Here is a 16315-nt window from a genome sequence, read left to right as displayed (position 1 = left end):
GCCGCCGGATTTTTTTCTTCTGGGGTGAACGGGCGAGGCGACGCCTGGCCGCCTTCACCGTGGTCGCTAACGCGCCGCGTTCCCGTATTCGAGCTTCGGATACCAATCCGTGCCGCGTCCGCCCGGCGTCATGTCGAGCACGGTCCAGATGGGCATCACGTCGGGCGCGCCGCGTGGATCCTGCCCGGGGTCCGCAGTCGCCGGTCCCATCTCCTCTGCCCAGAAATGCCGCACCGTCCCGCCCGAGCGCGTGAACACGTTGAACGCGGGATTGTCGTCGCCCGCCGGATCTTCCGCCGCGTAATCGCGATTGAAGGTGTTGCCGCCCGACGAATACAGCCGCAGATGCCGCCAGCCGCGTTCCCGCTTGAACGCCACCAGCTTCTCGATCGACGAGCGCGCGATCACCGCGAACGCGACACGCTGCAGGATGTCGGGCATCTCGCCGTCGTACGCGCTCAGCAGCGAGGTGCACATCGGACACGGCCGGGCGCGCTGCGGGCCGAACATCCAGTTGTAGGTGACGAGCGTGTCATGGTCGCCGAACATTTCCGATAGCGTCACCGGGCCTGCTTCGCCCATGAACAGATAATCTTCAGGCACCACACCGCCGGGCGGCAGCGCGCGGCGCTGTTCGGCGACCCGTTCGATATGGCGGCGCAACTCGATTTCCTCAGCGAGCAATTCGTTGCGCGCGCGGCGATAGTCGGCGCTTTCACCGGGAAAGCGGCTCGGTGTGCCGGCCGCCAGTTGCCGGGCCGGCTTGAGCGTTGGTGCGGATGCGTGTACGTCAGTCATCAGCCATCTCCTGTCACGGAACACGGATAAAGGGCGCAAGTCGCGCGCCGCGACCGCGGGCGCGTTCTCGTCCCCATATAGCCACGACGAACCGTGCAGCGGCAAATCGACAGCATCGCCGAAATTTTTTGCCGCAATGCCTGCGCCCGCCGCAACGGCAACCGGAAGCGCCCGGCAAGGTATGCTTGAGCGCAACAGCACGCGCGCCGGGCGCGCCGTCCATGGGGATGCAACATGCCGCTTCGTCTGCCACCGCTGCCGGCGCTTCGTTTCTTCGAAGCGGCCGGCAGGCATCAGAGTTTCAAACTTGCCGCCGCGGAACTGAACGTCACGCCGAGCGCGATCAGCCACGGCATTGTCGGCCTGGAACAGGCGCTCGGCGTCGAATTGTTCGTGCGCGAGCCGCGCGGCATCTCGCTCACGGCGAGCGGCGCGGACTATCTGTCGTACGTCTCTGAAGCGTTTTCGCTGATCGCCATCGGCACGCAGCGTCTGCCGAACCATCGCGCGGATCGCCCGATCGCACTGAGTTGCGCGCCGACCTTCGCGTCGCGCTGGCTGCTGCCGCGCCTTGCCGGCTTTCGCGCGCGCTGGCCGAACGTGAACGTGAGCGTCGACACCTCGCATCGGCAAGTCGGGTTTCCCGTCGACGGGTTCGACTTCGCGGTCCGCATGAGCCGTGCGCCGGTTGCCGGCACCGCCTGGACGCGGCTGTTCGGCGAGCGCTTCGTGCCCGTATGCAGCGCCGCGTATCTGGCGAATCTGCGCGACGAGCAGGGCAACGCGGACCTGCGTCGCGCGACGCTCATCATGTGAACGCCGCCAGCGAGGACTGGCAGGCATGGCTCGATGCGACCGGCACCGAAGGCATCGACACCACGGCGGGCCTGCGCGTCGACACGATCCAGCTTGCCTTCGAAGCCGCCGCGATGGGCCTTGGCGTCGCGCTCGGCAGACGGCCGCTGGTGGATCGGGATATCGACAGCGGCGTGCTGGTGCAGGCTCATCCGGCGACGATCGAATCCACCACGGCCTACTGGCTGGTGAGCGCTGAAAACGCGGATCGCCGACCTGAGCTTGTCGATTTCAAGCGCTGGCTGGTGAGCGAGGCCGCGCACATCGACGCACGCACCAACGCTGCCGACCAAGCCCTGCAAAGCACCGCCAGCTAAACCGCATGTCCGTTCGCACAGGTGAGCCGCGCTCACCTGTCGTCGAAAACTTATCTTTTGCCGCTTCTGCCGCTCGCTGCGACCATGTGTCCAAGGAGATCAGAACCATGTCCACCGCCAACAGCAGACGCTTCGCCCCCGCCTTCAATCAGACGACGCTCGTGATTCTCGCCGGCGCGCTCATTCTGAGCGCCGCGATGGGGATCCGGCAGACCTTCGGCCTCTTCATCGGACCATTCTCGTTCGACCGCGGCTTGCCGGTCACACTGATCGCCTTCGCGATCGCGCTGCACAATCTCGTGTGGGGTTTCGCCCAGCCGTTCGCCGGCGCCGCCGCGGATCGCTACGGCTCGGCGCCGGTGGTGGCATTCGGCGCAACGACGTTCGCGGCGGGGCTCGGCCTCGCGGCCGTGGCGCCCAGCGGCGCCATGCTGATCGTCGGAATGGGACTGCTGGTCGGCATTGGCGTGAGTTGCACGACTTTCGGCGTGGTGCTGCCGGCGGTCGGCCGCATCGCTTCGCCGGAAAAACGCAGCATGGCGATGGGCCTCGTCAGCGCGGGCGGCTCCGCGGGCCAGGTGCTGATGGTCCCGCTCGTACAGGGCATCCGGCTCAGTTCGGGCATCGCGACGTCGCTATTCGTGCTCGCTTTCCTGATGCTGCTGATCGCCCCGCTCGGCATGGTGCTCGACCGCCGCGCGCGGGTCGGCACGCCCGTTCAGGAAGCGCCGGCCGCGCCGCTTCGCAAGGTGCTGGGTCAAGCGGCCGGGCATCGCGGCTACCGGCTGCTGTCGCTCGGTTTCTTCACCTGCGGATTCCAGCTTGCCTTCATCGCCACGCATCTGCCCGAATATCTGTCGCTTTGCCATATGCCGGTCGGGCTCGGCGCCACCGCGCTCGCGCTGATCGGCCTGTTCAACATGGCGGGCAGTTGGGCGTGCGGCTGGCTGGGCGGCCGCTTCCGGCAGCACCATGTGCTCGGCTGGCTTTACGTGATTCGCAGTGTGACGATCGGCGCGTTCTTTCTACTGCCGAAAAGCCCGGCGTCGGTAGTGATCTTCGCGGCCGTGATGGGCCTGACCTGGCTCGGCACCGTGCCGCTCACGAGCGGGCTCGTCGCGAAAGTGTTCGGCACGCGCCACCTCGGCAGCCTGTTCGGGGTCTGCTTTCTGAGCCATCAGATCGGCTCGTTTCTCGGCGCGTGGCTCGGCGGTCTGGTATTCGATCTGACCGGCTCGTATTCGCTGTTGTGGGAAGCGACGGTGGTCGCCGGCCTCGTGGCCGCGCTGCTGCACTTCCCGATCGACGACACCACCGTGAGCACGCCCGCGCTTCGAGTTGAACCGGCGGCTGCGTGAGCCTGCGTGAGCCTGCGTGAGCGTGCATGCCGGTGGCCGCTGCGGACGAGGCCACCTGCACTCAGTCAAAAACAGCGGGAAACGCTCGTGTGCGGCTACTTTTTCGGCGTGTCCGCCGTGGCTTTCGGCACGCGCCCCATCAGATAGAACTCGTCGTTCGGACGCATGGAAATGACGTTGGCCATGCGGTTCGACAAACCGAAAAACGCGGTGATCGCCGCAATATCCCAGATGTCTTCGTCGGAAAAGCCGTGCTCGCGCAGCGTTTGAAAATCGGCGTCGCCGACCGTGCCGGACGCGCTGCAAACCTTGACGGCGAAGTCGAGCATCGCCTTCTGACGCGGCGTGATATCCGCCTTGCGGTGATTGACGGCAACCTGATCGGCCACCAACGGCGCTTTTTCGTAGATGCGCAGAATCGCGCCATGAGCGACCACGCAATAGAGGCACTGGTTGATCGCGCTGGTGGCGACCACGATCATCTCGCGTTCGCCTTTGCTGAGGCCGCCCTCTTTCAGCATCAACGCGTCGTGATAAGCGAAGAACGCGCGGAACTCGTCCGGGCGGTGCGCCAGCGTCAGAAACACGTTCGGCACGAAACCGGCTTTTTCCTGCACTTCGAGAATCCGCGCGCGAATGTCGTCCGGCCATGCGTCTGGTTTGGGCACGGGGTAGCGGCTGATCGGCTGAGGCTTTGTCATGCTGTGTCTCCGTCGTATCTGTTTGGGTATGACGACGATTCTAGCAAGCCGCACGACCGCAGCATGCGCTCGACAAGGTCCGATATCGGCGCCCATATCGTCTAGACTTTGCACTCAAGGGAGCATGAGCCGCGCCGCGACGACCGGCGCCGGCCGGATTTCAGCAGGAGCAGACCATGTCAGACGTTTCGCACGACGCGCGAGCGCCCGTCGTCAAGGTTCGACCCGACCGGGAAATGGCGACGACCCAGCGACTGCCTTACTTTGTCGGCATCTCCACCGGCACCGCGGGCAGCACGGGTTTGTCGATGTACATGGTCGTGGTGCCGCCAGGCGGCCATGCCGAGCCGCATTTCCACGCCGACTACGAAACCGCGATCTATCAGCTCGAGGGCAAGATCGAGACCCGCTACGGGCCCGGCTTGCGCGAGTCCGTCATCACCGAACCGGGCGATTTCCTGTTCATTCCGCCTGGCGTGCCGCATCAGCCGTTCAACCTGGACGCCAATCACGCGGCGCGCGCCATCGTGGCGCGCAATCATGCGAATGAGGACGAACGTGTCGTGCCATACGATCCCGCCACTGAAGCGTGAATCGGCTTCGAGTACGTAATCCAGTAAGTGAGGGGCGGCGCGGCCGGCCAGTTAATAACGGCCGACTGCATCAGGGCTCGCCCGCTGATCTTTGCCGCGCCCATTCTCCGCCCCGCCATCCTGACTCAATCAAGCCGGCGTTCAGCCTTCTCCGCAGCGCCGTTTTGCCACCTGTGCTTAAATCCGCCTTTCATGTCTTTTTTACGGGGCGGCCGCGTGCCGATGCGGCGTGGCTCGCCGTCGTGCGGGAACGGAACATGCGCAGCCTGTTCGCCATGCGCCGCCCTGGCGCGCACGTTGCAAATCTTTTCAGTGCATTCTCAGGAGCGCGGTTGTGTGGCATTTTCCGGTTGCTATTCCACCCTCGCTGGGCGTATGGGCCGTGTTCATGAGCGTGCTCATCACGCAGCTCGGCGTGCCGATTCCGGCCGCGCCGATGCTGATTCTCGGTGGAACCATGGCCGCCATGGGGCAAACCTCGTATGCGAGCGTCGTGTGCGCCGCGGTCGCCGCCACGCTGATCGCCGACTCGCTATGGTTTTTCACCGGACGGGCCTATGGCCGCCGCCTTCTGAACTATCTCGTACGCTTCTCTCTCTCGCTCGACACTACGACGCGGATCGCGCGCAATGCTTACGAACGGTACGGCGCGCCGATTCTCACCGTCGCGAAGTTCCTGCCCGGCCTCGGCCTGATCTCCGCGCCGCTGCTCGGCACGACAGCCATCAATTTCGGCGTGTTTCTGCTGTGGGATTTTGTCGGCACGACGCTGTGGGCAAGCGTATGGGTGATTGGCGGCGCCGCGCTGCACGGCCAGATCGTGCAACTGATGCTGCTCGTGCGCCACAACGGCGGCACGATTTTCGACGCGTTCGCCGCGATCTTCGTGGCCGTGCTGCTGTATCGCTGCGTGCGCCGCTGGCAGTTTCGCCGCTGGCTCGCACATACGCGTATTTCACCTGATCAGCTCGACGAGATGATGAAGTCAAACGAGCCGCCGCTGATCTTCGACGCGCGGCCACGCAGCGTGCGCGCGAAGGAATCGCACCGGATTGCCGGCGCACGGCCGCTGGATCTCGATTCGCCCGAGCCGATCGACCCCGAACTGCTGAAGCGGCCGATTGTCGTCTACTGCGTGTGTCCGAATGAAGCGACGGCAAAGCGAATCGTCGAACAGTTGCATCGTAAGAATATCCACCATATCCGCGCGCTCAAGGGCGGCCTCGATGCGTGGCAAAAACGCGGCTATCCGGTCGAACCGTTGCCGGCCGATTTCCACACCGCGAAGGCCCACATGATCGAGGACGAGGGCGAAGAAGGCGAATACACGGTACGGGCGCGGCTGGCGAAATAACGCTCCACGCGTGCCTCGCGTATCGCCCGCGTTGCCGTCAAAATTCCGCTTGCGCTTCGACTTCAATGTGTGCAACATGCATATATGCACGTTGCACACATTGAGGCATCCCCATGACGCAGCGCACAGAAAATCTGCTCGGCGTGCTCGCCCTGCTGGTCACGGACGAAATGAACGCGCAACCCACCGTGGACGCGCTCGCCGGCCCCACCGCCCGCGCCATGCTCAACGCGGTCGGCCAATACCCCGATTCATCCATTGAAGTGCTGCGCGAGGCGGTCGATCTGTCGCATCCGGCCGCCGTGCGCGCCGTGGCGGGACTGGTCGAGGCGGGGCTCGTCGAGAAAAAATCGGGCGCCGATAAACGGGCTGTCGCACTTGCATTGACCACAGCCGGGAAACGTGAGGCCAGGCGTCTGCAAATGGCGCGCGACAGGATGCTGCAACGCATAGTCGGCCGGCTCGAAGACAGCGAGCGCGAGGTGCTGGAAAGCCTGCTGATCAAGATCTTGTGGAACGAGACTCGCGACCCCGCGCACGCCATGCAACTGTGCCGCCTGTGCGACGACGGTCCGTGCCTGAAAGCCGGCTGTCCGGTCGAATGCCGCGAGCAGGGTCTGCCCATGCCCGCGCGGAGCAGCCCATGAAACCCGCCGCGCCGGTGCGCTGGCCGGCAATCGCTGCGCTGACCGTGGTGTCGACGCTCTCGCAGGTCGGCCAGTTCGGCATCGGCTTTATGGTGCTGCCGGTGTGGCTCGCCCATCGCGGCCTGGATGCGCCACGCGCCGGCCTCTTTTCCGCCGCGCAGTGGACCGGCATGCTGGCCGGTTTGCTGATCGCGCCGTGGCTGATGGCGCGCATCGGCGCGAAACGCACGGTGTCGCTAGGTCTGCTGGCCACGCTGGTGGCCTTCGCCATCATGGGTACGTTGTCGTGGCCGCTGTGGCTCGTACCCGGTCTGCTGACGGGGTTCGGCATCGGCTTGCGATGGATCGCCAATGAAACATGGCTCTACAGTCTGGTCCCCGCTGAGTCGAGCGGACGCGTGGTGGGCGTACACGAAGCGCTGATCGCCACGGCCGGTGTCATCGGGCCTGCAATCGCGGTGTGGTGCGATGTCGATGGGCGCATCACGTTCGTGGCCGGCGCGGCCTTCACGTTTGCAGCGGCGCTGCCGCTTTGGCTGACCGCATCCGATAAGAACGCGCCAGCTTTGCAAGCCGCGCCGCCTGCGCGAAGAAAGAGCGCTCAACGACGTCTGGTCCTCGGCCCGCTGGTGAGCCTCGGCATGGTGGTCATCGCGGCAGGCGGTATCGGCGACGGTGCGCTTTACGGCCTCTTCCCGCTATTCGCCGACGCGCACGGCCTCAACGCCACGCAAACCGCCACGCTGCTAACGCTGTTCGGGGTCGGCGGCATGGCGCTGCAATTTCCGGTTGGCTGGCTGGCCGATCGCGCGGGGCTCGCGGCCACGGTGATCGTGTGCGCCGCGCTCAGCACGCTCGCCATCTGCGGCTTCGCGCTGGCCGCCCCCGCATCGTGGCTCGCGGCGGCGAGCGCGCTGCTGCTCGGCGGCATGAACAGTTCGTTCATCACGCTCGGCATGTATGCGGCGGCTTGCAGCGACAAGGCCGCGCTCGCGCGCAACATGCGGCTGTTGTCGCTCACCTTCACCGCGAGTTCGATCGTGGGGCCGCTCGTCGCGGGCTTTGCGATAAACGCGCGTGGCAGCGATATGCTGATGTGGCAACTCGCGCTGATGAGCGGCGCGCTGGTGATCTACATACTGGGTCTGCGTGAAGGCCGGCGCCAGCCCGAACAATCGTCGTCGATGGGCTGAGCCGGTTCGCCTCGATTGAGCGCGCCTAAGCCTCGCGTCCCGCAACCTTGCGCTGCCGCCACAGACACAGCAGGTCACACGCGATATGCGCCGCGGCGATCGCCGTGATCTCGCTCTGATCGTAAGCCGGTGCGACTTCCACGACGTCCGCGCCCACCAGATTCAACGCGCCGAGCGAGCGTACGATCGCGAGCCCCTGCGCCGACGACAAACCGCCCGCCACCGGCGTCCCGGTACCCGGCGCGAAGGCCGGATCGAGACAGTCGATATCGAACGTCAAATACGCGGGACATGCGCCCACAATCGACGTAATCCGCTCCACCGCCGCCCGCGTGCCATGCTCGTGCACCCAGGCGGCGTCGAGAATATTCGCGAATCCTTTAGCGCAGCCGCACGAGCGTGGACTTCAGCTCGGTGTATTTTTCCAGAGCATGCAGCGACTTGTCGCGGCCATTGCCCGATTGCTTGTAGCCGCCGAACGGGAAGTTCATGTCGCCGCCTTCATCGTAGCAATTGACCCATACCGTGCCGGCCCGAAGTTGACGCGACACCTCGTGCGCGGTGGTCAGGTTCGAGGTCCAGACTGCGGCGGCAAGACCATATTCGCTGTCGTTAGCGATCCTGATTGCCTCATCCACCGTGTCGAACGTGATCACCGACAACACCGGCCCGAAGATTTCCTCCCGCGCAACCTTCGCGCCGGAAGCCGGAATCTCGAAGATGGTCGGCTCGATATAAAAGCCGCCGGTTTCCTCTTTCACGCGCGCGCCGCCGAGCAGCAGCTTCGCCTCAGCGCGGCCTGCCTCGATATAACCAAGCACGCGTTCGAGCTGAACCTTGTCGACGATCGCGCCCATTGACGTGTTCGGGTCGAGCGGGTTGCCCGGCGTATAGCTGCGCGCCGCGGCGATCAGCTTGTCGAGGAATACGTCCTTGATGTCGCGATGCACGAGCAGGCGCGAACCTGCGGTACACATTTCACCCATGTTGTAGAAGATCGCACCCGCCGCGGCGTTCGCCGCGCGGTCCATATCCGGGCAATCCGGCATCACGATGTTCGGCGATTTGCCGCCGAGTTCGAGCCACACGCGTTTCAGGTTCGATTGCCCGGCGTACTGCATGATCAGCTTGCCGACGTTGGTCGAGCCGGTGAAGGCGAGGCAGTCCACGTCGTGATGCAGCGCCAGCAACTTGCCCGGCTCGCCCGCGCCCGGCACGACGTTAAACACACCGGCGGGAATACCGGCGTCGAGTGCGAGTTGCGCGAGGCGGATCGCGGTGAGCGGCGACTTCTCCGATGGCTTGAGCACCACGCTATTGCCCGCCGCCAACGCCGGGCCGAATTTCCACGACGCCATCAGGATCGGGAAATTCCACGGCACGACCGCAGCCACCACGCCGATCGGCTCGCGCGTGACGAGTCCGACCAGATGATGATCGGCCGGCGCAACTTCGCCGCCGATTTTGTCAATGGCTTCAGCGAACCATTCGACGCAATACGCCGCGCCCGGTACGTCGACGCTGGTGGTGTCGGCGATCGGCTTGCCGGCGTCGAGCGTTTCGAGCAGCGCGAGCTCGTCCATGTGCTCGCGAATCGACGCGGCCCAGCGCAGCAGCACCGCCTTGCGTCGACGCGGGTTGAGGCCCGACCATACGCCGGAGTCGAAGGCGCGGCGCGCGGCGGCAACGGCGGCGTCGACGTCGGCCGCGCCGCTGTCGGCAACTTTCGCGAGCAGTTTGCCGTCGATCGGGCTCAGGCAGTTGAAAGTGCGGCCGCCTTCGGCGTCACGGTATTCGCCGTCGATAAACGCGCGGCCTTCAATCGATAGCGCAGCGGCCTTGTCTTGCCAGAAAGCGAGAGATTTCTTGTCCATCAGGATGCCTCAATGTTATGCGCTCGACGCAAACCTGCACCGACCTCATGCGGCACCGAACCGCGGCAGTGAGTTGAGTCGAGGCGCGTTGGCGCGGAGTCTTTAGAAAGTGGGCGGCGAATTGGCCGACACGATCTCGCAGAGATGCTCCGCGCTGGGATTGCGAAAACGGTGCGGAAGACGGCTTTCGAAGTAGTAGCTGTCACCGGGGTCGAGCAGCCACGTGGTGCCGTCCACCGTCAGTTCGATCTGACCGCTGACCACCACCCCGCCCTCGTGCCCTTCGTGCTCCAGCATTTCCGGCCCCGTGTCCGACAACGGCTGATAGACCTCGCGCAGAATGCCCATGTTGCGATCTTTCACGCTCGAACCCGCGAGATAGAACTCGATCGACTCATTGCCGAGGTTTGGCATGTCGGCACGGCGCGACACGACCGAACGTTCTACTTCCACTTCGAAGGTGAAGAATTCGGCGAGACTCATGGGTATGCATTCGAGCAGTTTCTTCAGCGAGCCGACCGAGGGGCTCACGCGATTCTGTTCGATCAGCGAGATCGTGCCGTTCGTCACTCCCGCCCGTTTCGCCAGTTCACGCTGGGACAAGCCGTTCTTCTTGCGGATGTATTGCAGACGGGTCGCTACTTCTATGGACATCGTTAGGTTCTCTGACATTGAAGACGATCGGGGCGCCAAGTGATCAGATGAATGAAACACAAGACTCGGGCAACGCGCTGCTCGCGAGTGTTGAATATTCTAATCACTTTGATCGTTGCGCCTTTGGGGGAAAACCCTGAAAGGATTCCGAAATATGAATAGCGCAAATGAATGGCGCAATGAACGTTCCCATCGGCCGCGATTCTAGCCGCACCCTCGGGAAAGCCCTGATAAATGTTTTCTCAAAAAGGGTTTGACGGCTTTATTGGCTCGTATATGCTGGTTCCCAGGCGATCGTCATACCGACGTCATGAGACACCGAACGGTGTTTCGCGGCGCAGCGAATTCGGCTCGCATCGGTGCAAGGCGATCATCCCAGCGTCCTGTTTCTTTAAACGCCCCGTGCGGGTTTCGAGCAGGCCGTTCAATACTTTCAACGTCGCCAGTCGAGTGTAATCGTGAGAGTCCGAGGCCCTTTGGTGAGATGGAATCGTAGTCAGGCGAGTTGTCCTCGCGCTGACGGCGCCATCGCCGACGGCAGCAGCGGCAGCCTTGCGTTCCGCCGCTTTCTGTCCGTCTTCACGATCCTGTCCCGCCGTTCAGTTCGACGTCACAACTCTATCTCCGCGCGCGCCTTCATTGCCGTGCGTACGGACGAAGTCGCCTCGCTGCTGCCGTAGCGCCTCCCCCTTTTCGCCGTTCGATTCATCCGTTTGCGTGAGCGCGCTCTTTCGAGCCGTGCGTTTGTGCATGTGCGGTGCCGTCTGCCGCCTGTGCATTTCACACCTGCCGGATCAGTTGCGCACCGCAGCGGATCGAATCGAACGGCCCATCTGACTGTCACGCGCGGCGCGTTTTCCTGACGACGACCGCCTGCACTACCCGGTGGCCTTGCGCCTTGCGCACGGCTGCGCAATCGTGCCGCGCTATGTTTAACGTTGTTCGTGCCGCATCCCGCGGGGAACACACACGTCTATTCGTTATGCGAAAGAAACCCTTGGTCGGCATCAGCGCTGACAGAACGATGATGGGAGTCCACCCGTCGCACGTGGTCGGCGAGAAATACATCGCCGCGATCGTGGACGGTTCACAGGCGCTGGCCATGCTGCTGCCCGCGCTCGGCGAGCGTCAGTCCGTTGAAGACGTGCTGGCGACAGTCGACGGCCTGCTGTTTACAGGCAGCTACTCGAACGTCGAGCCGCACCGCTACGGCGGCCACCCCAGCACGCCGGGCACGCTGCACGACGCCGCACGCGATGCGACGACGCTGCCGCTAATGCGCGCGGCAATTGCCGCCGGCGTGCCGGTGCTGGCCGTCTGCCGGGGCTTTCAGGAACTGAACGTGGTTTTCGGTGGGACGTTGCATCAAAGCGTTCACGCGGTGGACGGTCTGAACGATCATCGCGAGAACAAGGAAGACGACCTCGACGTGCAATACGCACCGTCGCATTCGATCACGCTGACGCAGGGCGGCTTGTTGCAGCGCCTCGCGGGCGGCACGAATGAAGCGCGTGTGAATTCATTGCACGGTCAGGGCGTCGAGCGGCTGGGCGTCGGCCTCACGGCCGAAGCCACCGCGCCGGATGGCCTGATCGAAGCGGTGAGCGTGAACGATGCGCGCGCCTTCGCGCTGGGTGTGCAATGGCACCCGGAGTGGAAGCATGCCAGCGACGCACTGTCCACCGCGATCTTTCGGGCATTCGGCGACGCCTGCCGCGATCGAATGCGCACCAAGGCCGGCTATGGCGCGGCATCCGCCGCTGCCACGCATGCCTGAGCCGGTCGCGCACCAAAACAGAGAGAATAGACATGCATGACATCGACGATTTTCTGAAGAAGAACCGTGTCACCGAAATCGAAGCGATCATTCCGGATATGGCCGGGATCGCGCGCGGCAAGATCATTCCGCGCAGCAAGTTCGAATCCGGCGAGTCCATGCGCTTGCCGCAGGCGGTGATGATCCAGACCGTCACAGGAGACTATCCGGAAGACGGCACGCTCACCGGCGTGACCGATCCGGACATGGTGTGCGTGCCCGACGCCAGCACCATCCGCATGATCCCGTGGGCCGTCGATCCGACCGCTCAGGTGATCCACGATTGCGTTCACTTCGACGGCACGCCCGTTGCGATCTCGCCGCGCCGTGTGCTGCGCCGCGTGCTCGAACTCTACAAGGCCAAAGGCTGGAAGCCGGTTATCGCGCCCGAACTCGAGTTCTATCTGGTCGATATGAACAAGGATCCGGACCTTCCGCTACAACCGCCCATCGGCCGTACTGGCCGTCCGGAAACCGGCCGTCAGGCTTACTCGATCGAAGCGGTCAACGAATTCGATCCGCTCTTCGAAGATATCTATGAGTACTGCGAGGTGCAGGAACTCGAAGTCGACACGCTGATTCACGAAGTCGGCGCCGCGCAGATGGAAATCAACTTCATGCACGGCGATCCGCTCAAGCTCGCCGACAGCGTGTTCCTCTTCAAGCGCACGGTGCGTGAAGCCGCGCTGCGCCACAAGATGTACGCGACCTTCATGGCCAAGCCGATGGAAGGCGAACCGGGCTCGGCCATGCACATGCATCAAAGCCTCGTGGACGAAGAAACCGGTCACAACCTGTTCACCGGCCCGGACGGCAAACCCACTTCTTTGTTTACGGGCTATATCGCCGGTTTGCAGAAGTACACGCCCGCATTAATGCCGATCTTCGCGCCGTATATCAACTCGTATCGTCGCCTGTCGCGCTTCATGGCCGCGCCGATCAATGTGGCCTGGGGTTACGACAATCGCACGGTGGGCTTCCGGATTCCGCATTCGGGGCCGGCTGCACGCCGCATCGAAAACCGTATTCCTGGTGTGGACTGCAATCCGTATCTCGCGATTGCCGCGACACTCGCCGCCGGCTATCTCGGCATGACGCAGAAACTGAAAGCCACCGAGCCGCTGCTCAGCGACGGTTACGAATTGCCGTACCAGTTGCCGCGCAATCTCGAAGAGGGTTTGACGTTGATGGGCGCATGCGAGCCGATCGCCGAAGTACTCGGCGAGAAATTCGTCAAAGCCTACCTCGCCCTGAAGGAAACCGAATACGAAGCGTTCTTCCGCGTGATCAGTTCGTGGGAACGCCGGCATTTGCTGCTGCACGTGTAAGGCAAACGCAAAAAATTGGAGGCAGTAATGAGCTACAGAACAGAAGAAGTCGCTTACGTGCAACCGGCCCAGCCGGCCGCAAGCGCACAGGCAGCACAAGCTACGCAACAACGCAGCACCGCCGAATATCGCGCGCTCGACGCCGCTCACCACATCCATCCGTTTTCGGATATGGGTTCGCTCAACCGCAGCGGCAGCCGCGTGATCGTGAAAGCGCAAGGCGTGTATCTGTGGGATTCGGATGGCAACAAGGTAATCGACGGCATGGCCGGCCTGTGGTGCGTGAACGTCGGTTATGGCCGCAAGGAACTGGCCGATGCCGCGTACAGGCAGATGCAGGAACTGCCCTACTACAACACTTTCTTCAAAACGACGCACCCGCCCGTAATCGAACTGTCGGCCTTGCTCGCGGAGCTGGCGCCGGAACCGTTCAATCACTTCTTCTATTGCAACAGCGGTTCGGAAGGCAATGACACGGTGCTGCGTATCGTCCATCAATATTGGGCGACGCAAGGCAAGCATGCGAAGAAGTTCGTGATCTCGCGCAAGAACGGCTATCACGGTTCGACGATCGCGGGCGGCACGCTCGGCGGCATGGGTTACATGCATGAACAGATGCCCTCGAAAGTCGAGAACATCGTGCATATCGACCAGCCGTATTTCTTCGGCGAAGCAGAAGGCAACCTGACGCCGGAAGAATTCGCGCTGGCCCGTGCGCAGCAACTTGAAGCGAAGATTCTGGAAATCGGCGCGGACAACGTTGCCGCGTTCATCGGTGAGCCTTTCCAGGGAGCGGGCGGCGTGATCTTCCCGGCTTCGACGTATTGGCCGGAAATTCAGCGCATTTGCCGCAAGTACGACATTTTGCTCGTAGCGGACGAAGTGATCGGCGGTTTCGGCCGCACCGGCGAATGGTTCGCGCATCAGCACTTCGGTTTCGAGCCGGATCTGATCACGCTGGCCAAGGGTCTGACGAGCGGCTATGTGCCGATGGGCGCGGTCGGTCTGCATGACCGCGTGGCGAAGGCGATCATCGAAAATGGCGACTTCAATCACGGTCTCACGTATTCGGGCCACCCGGTTGCCGCCGCCGTCGCGGTCGCGAACCTCAAGTTGCTGCGCGACGAGAAGATCGTCGATCGCGTGAAGAACGACACCGGTCCGTATTTCCAGAAACAGTTGCGCGAGACCTTCGCCAATCACCCGATCGTCGGCGAAATCTCCGGTGCAGGTCTGGTGGCCGGCCTGCAACTCGCGCAAGAGCCGAAAGCGCGCAAGCGTTTCGCCAACGGCGGCGATGTCGGCACGATCTGCCGCGACTTCTGCTTCAACGGCAACCTCATCATGCGCGCCACCGGTGACCGCATGCTGCTGTCGCCGCCGCTCGTGATCAATAAGCTGGAAATCGACGAAATCGTTTCGAAGGCCAAAAAAGCCATCGACGCGACAGCACAACAACTCGGCATTTCGTAACGGCAGTCCGTTCCGGCATGAGCACACCCACAACTTACGCTCATGCCGGTTCTTCATATCAAGGGAAAAAACCATGAGCGTTAGTCATCTTCGTCATGCGGTCGCGGGGGCCGCGCTTCTCGCCTTCACCGGTTTTGCGGCGCTGTCGGTTACGCCGGCCCTTGCGGCCGACACGGAACTGAATGTGTATAACTGGTCGGACTACATCGCGAAGGACACGATTCCGAACTTCGAGAAGCAGGACGGCATCAAGGTCAAATATGACAACTACGATAGCGACGACACCTTGCAGGCCAAACTGCTCGCCGGCAGTTCGGGTTACGACATCGTGGTGCCCACTTCGAACTACATGGCCAAGCAGATTCAGGCCGGCGTATACCAGAAGCTCGACAAATCGAAGCTGCCGAACCTCGCGAATCTCGACCCCGTATTGATGAAGATGATTGCCGACGCCGACCCGGGCAACCAGTACGGTGTGCCTTGGGCATACGGTACGGACGGCATCGGTTACAACGTGCAGGCCGTACAGAAAGCGCTCGGCGCCAATGCACCGGTGGATAGCTGGGCACTGATTTTCGATCCGGCCAATCTCTCCAAGCTGAAAAGCTGCGGCGTGTCGATCCTCGATCAGGCCGTCGACGTCTTCGCCGCCACGCTGCAATACATGCACAAGGATCCGAACAGCACGAACCCCGCCGACTATCAGGCCGCATTCGAAGTACTGAAAAAGATCCGCCCGTATATCACCCAATTCAATTCGTCCGGCTATATCAACGACCTCGCCAATAACGATGTGTGCGTGGTCCTGGGCTGGTCGGGCGACGTCGGCATTGCCAGCCGCCGCACCGAAGAAGCCAAGCGCTCGTATCAGATCAAGTTCTCGAACGTGAAGGAAGGCGGCCTCTTGTGGTTCGACGTGATGGTGATCCCGAAAGACGCGCCGCATCCGGAAGCCGCGCTGAAATGGATCAACTACATCTCGGACCCGAAGGTTAACGCCGCGATCACCAACGAAGTGTTCTACCCAACCGCGAACAAGGCCGCGCGCCAGTTCGTCACGCCGGCGGTCGCACAGGACAAGACCGTTTATCCGGGCGATGAGGTGTTGAGCAAAATGACGCTCATGAAGCCGATGCCGACCGACATTCTGCGCCTTGAAAACCGCCTTTGGGCACAGCTTAAAACCGGTCATTAACCTGGCCACATTAATTAATCGATCCCGCGCTCAGGGATCGCTCGAACCCTGAGCGCATGAATAGCCGTAACGGTAGTCAGCCTGCGCGTTTGTTTTAACAGTCCCACCCGCGCGCAGTCCCATGTTTTCCGATCGCAGCGCACGTTGCGAGACGCTTCC

At 62.9% G+C, this 16315-nt stretch carries 14 protein-coding genes and 2 pseudogenes; 11 read left to right on the top strand and 5 right to left on the bottom strand.

What is annotated here, in order from left to right; translation table 11 throughout:
- Nucleotides 1-66: 66 nt before the first annotated feature.
- Entirely contained in the window at nt 67-798 is a 732-nt protein-coding gene (locus B0G80_RS43445; RefSeq protein ID WP_116123968.1) for a DUF899 family protein, read from the bottom strand.
- A gap of 234 nt (nt 799-1032) precedes the next feature.
- On the opposite strand from B0G80_RS43445, the pseudogene B0G80_RS43440 reads away from it, so the two are divergent.
- Nucleotides 1033-1970, top strand: a pseudogene (locus B0G80_RS43440) (LysR substrate-binding domain-containing protein).
- Between the two features lie 107 nt (nt 1971-2077).
- Nucleotides 2078-3328 carry an MFS transporter gene (locus B0G80_RS43435; protein WP_116123608.1) on the top strand — a complete coding sequence of 417 codons (1251 nt, stop codon included), beginning with the start codon at nt 2078-2080 and terminating at the stop codon, nt 3326-3328.
- 95 nt (nt 3329-3423) lie between these two features.
- Here the strand turns inward: B0G80_RS43435 and B0G80_RS43430 are convergent, their stop codons facing one another.
- The gene (locus tag B0G80_RS43430) at nt 3424-4029 is read right to left on the bottom strand and encodes a peroxidase-related enzyme (protein ID WP_116123607.1); all 606 of its coding nucleotides are present in this window, start codon (nt 4027-4029) and stop codon (nt 3424-3426) included.
- A gap of 176 nt (nt 4030-4205) precedes the next feature.
- On the opposite strand from B0G80_RS43430, the gene B0G80_RS43425 reads away from it, so the two are divergent.
- The 4 genes from B0G80_RS43425 (at nt 4206) to B0G80_RS43410 (ending at nt 7816) form a co-directional block, all read left to right on the top strand.
- A complete protein-coding gene (locus B0G80_RS43425) occupies nt 4206-4622 on the top strand; it encodes a cupin domain-containing protein (RefSeq protein WP_106277439.1) in 417 nt (138 codons plus the stop codon).
- Nucleotides 4623-4956: 334 nt separating this feature from the next.
- On the top strand, nt 4957-5976 hold the full coding sequence (locus B0G80_RS43420; RefSeq protein ID WP_116123606.1) for a VTT domain-containing protein: 1020 nt from the start codon (nt 4957-4959) through the stop codon (nt 5974-5976).
- Nucleotides 5977-6089: 113 nt separating this feature from the next.
- On the top strand, nt 6090-6623 hold the full coding sequence (locus tag B0G80_RS43415) for a MarR family winged helix-turn-helix transcriptional regulator (protein WP_106277435.1): 534 nt from the start codon (nt 6090-6092) through the stop codon (nt 6621-6623).
- Complete coding sequence (locus B0G80_RS43410; protein WP_116123605.1) at nt 6620-7816, top strand: MFS transporter; 1197 nt, start codon at nt 6620-6622, stop codon at nt 7814-7816. The genes B0G80_RS43415 and B0G80_RS43410 overlap by 4 nt, the downstream gene beginning before the upstream one ends.
- A 25-nt stretch (nt 7817-7841) precedes the next feature.
- On the opposite strand, the pseudogene B0G80_RS43405 reads toward B0G80_RS43410, so the two are convergent.
- The 3 genes and pseudogenes from B0G80_RS43405 to B0G80_RS43395 form a co-directional block, all read right to left on the bottom strand.
- Nucleotides 7842-8186: pseudogene (locus tag B0G80_RS43405) on the bottom strand (arginase family protein); the annotation flags it as partial.
- 10 nt (nt 8187-8196) lie between these two features.
- Complete coding sequence (locus tag B0G80_RS43400) at nt 8197-9690, bottom strand: aldehyde dehydrogenase (protein ID WP_116123604.1); 1494 nt, start codon at nt 9688-9690, stop codon at nt 8197-8199.
- A gap of 102 nt (nt 9691-9792) precedes the next feature.
- Complete coding sequence (locus B0G80_RS43395) at nt 9793-10344, bottom strand: cupin domain-containing protein (RefSeq protein WP_106277429.1); 552 nt, start codon at nt 10342-10344, stop codon at nt 9793-9795.
- A gap of 458 nt (nt 10345-10802) precedes the next feature.
- Between B0G80_RS43395 and B0G80_RS47620 the strand changes: the two genes are divergently transcribed.
- From B0G80_RS47620 to B0G80_RS43370, 5 genes are all read left to right on the top strand, one after another.
- Nucleotides 10803-11024 (top strand): hypothetical protein, encoded by a 222-nt coding sequence (locus B0G80_RS47620; protein ID WP_370577238.1) that lies wholly within the window; start codon nt 10803-10805, stop codon nt 11022-11024.
- A 302-nt stretch (nt 11025-11326) separates the two neighbouring features.
- Nucleotides 11327-12121 carry a gamma-glutamyl-gamma-aminobutyrate hydrolase family protein gene (locus B0G80_RS43385; protein WP_116123603.1) on the top strand — a complete coding sequence of 265 codons (795 nt, stop codon included), beginning with the start codon at nt 11327-11329 and terminating at the stop codon, nt 12119-12121.
- A 32-nt stretch (nt 12122-12153) separates the two neighbouring features.
- Nucleotides 12154-13488: a glutamine synthetase family protein gene (locus tag B0G80_RS43380; RefSeq protein ID WP_116123602.1), complete on the top strand. Its 1335-nt coding sequence runs from the start codon at nt 12154-12156 to the stop codon at nt 13486-13488.
- Nucleotides 13489-13515: 27 nt separating this feature from the next.
- Nucleotides 13516-14961: an aspartate aminotransferase family protein gene (locus B0G80_RS43375; RefSeq protein ID WP_116123601.1), complete on the top strand. Its 1446-nt coding sequence runs from the start codon at nt 13516-13518 to the stop codon at nt 14959-14961.
- 73 nt (nt 14962-15034) lie between these two features.
- Complete coding sequence (locus B0G80_RS43370) at nt 15035-16156, top strand: polyamine ABC transporter substrate-binding protein (protein ID WP_106277421.1); 1122 nt, start codon at nt 15035-15037, stop codon at nt 16154-16156.
- Nucleotides 16157-16315: the final 159 nt, after the last annotated feature.

The sequence above is a fragment of the Paraburkholderia sp. BL6669N2 genome, assembly GCF_003387275.1.
Classification (GTDB): Bacteria; Pseudomonadota; Gammaproteobacteria; order Burkholderiales; family Burkholderiaceae; genus Paraburkholderia.
The sequence above is the reverse complement of the archived record's forward strand: the minus strand, read 5'-3'. Positions and strand labels throughout refer to the sequence as shown.

What these genes read in the sequence shown, in the direction of transcription:
- B0G80_RS43445 (WP_116123968.1), bottom strand. Translation starts at nt 798, where the DNA reads ATGACTGACGTACACGCATCCGCACCAACGCTCAAGCCGGCCCGGCAA.
- B0G80_RS43435 (WP_116123608.1), top strand. Translation starts at nt 2,078, where the DNA reads ATGTCCACCGCCAACAGCAGACGCTTCGCCCCCGCCTTCAATCAGACG.
- B0G80_RS43430 (WP_116123607.1), bottom strand. Translation starts at nt 4,029, where the DNA reads ATGACAAAGCCTCAGCCGATCAGCCGCTACCCCGTGCCCAAACCAGAC.
- B0G80_RS43425 (WP_106277439.1), top strand. Translation starts at nt 4,206, where the DNA reads ATGTCAGACGTTTCGCACGACGCGCGAGCGCCCGTCGTCAAGGTTCGA.
- B0G80_RS43415 (WP_106277435.1), top strand. Translation starts at nt 6,090, where the DNA reads ATGACGCAGCGCACAGAAAATCTGCTCGGCGTGCTCGCCCTGCTGGTC.
- B0G80_RS43410 (WP_116123605.1), top strand. Translation starts at nt 6,620, where the DNA reads ATGAAACCCGCCGCGCCGGTGCGCTGGCCGGCAATCGCTGCGCTGACC.
- B0G80_RS43400 (WP_116123604.1), bottom strand. Translation starts at nt 9,690, where the DNA reads ATGGACAAGAAATCTCTCGCTTTCTGGCAAGACAAGGCCGCTGCGCTA.
- B0G80_RS43395 (WP_106277429.1), bottom strand. Translation starts at nt 10,344, where the DNA reads ATGTCCATAGAAGTAGCGACCCGTCTGCAATACATCCGCAAGAAGAAC.
- B0G80_RS43385 (WP_116123603.1), top strand. Translation starts at nt 11,327, where the DNA reads ATGCGAAAGAAACCCTTGGTCGGCATCAGCGCTGACAGAACGATGATG.
- B0G80_RS43380 (WP_116123602.1), top strand. Translation starts at nt 12,154, where the DNA reads ATGCATGACATCGACGATTTTCTGAAGAAGAACCGTGTCACCGAAATC.
- B0G80_RS43375 (WP_116123601.1), top strand. Translation starts at nt 13,516, where the DNA reads ATGAGCTACAGAACAGAAGAAGTCGCTTACGTGCAACCGGCCCAGCCG.
- B0G80_RS43370 (WP_106277421.1), top strand. Translation starts at nt 15,035, where the DNA reads ATGAGCGTTAGTCATCTTCGTCATGCGGTCGCGGGGGCCGCGCTTCTC.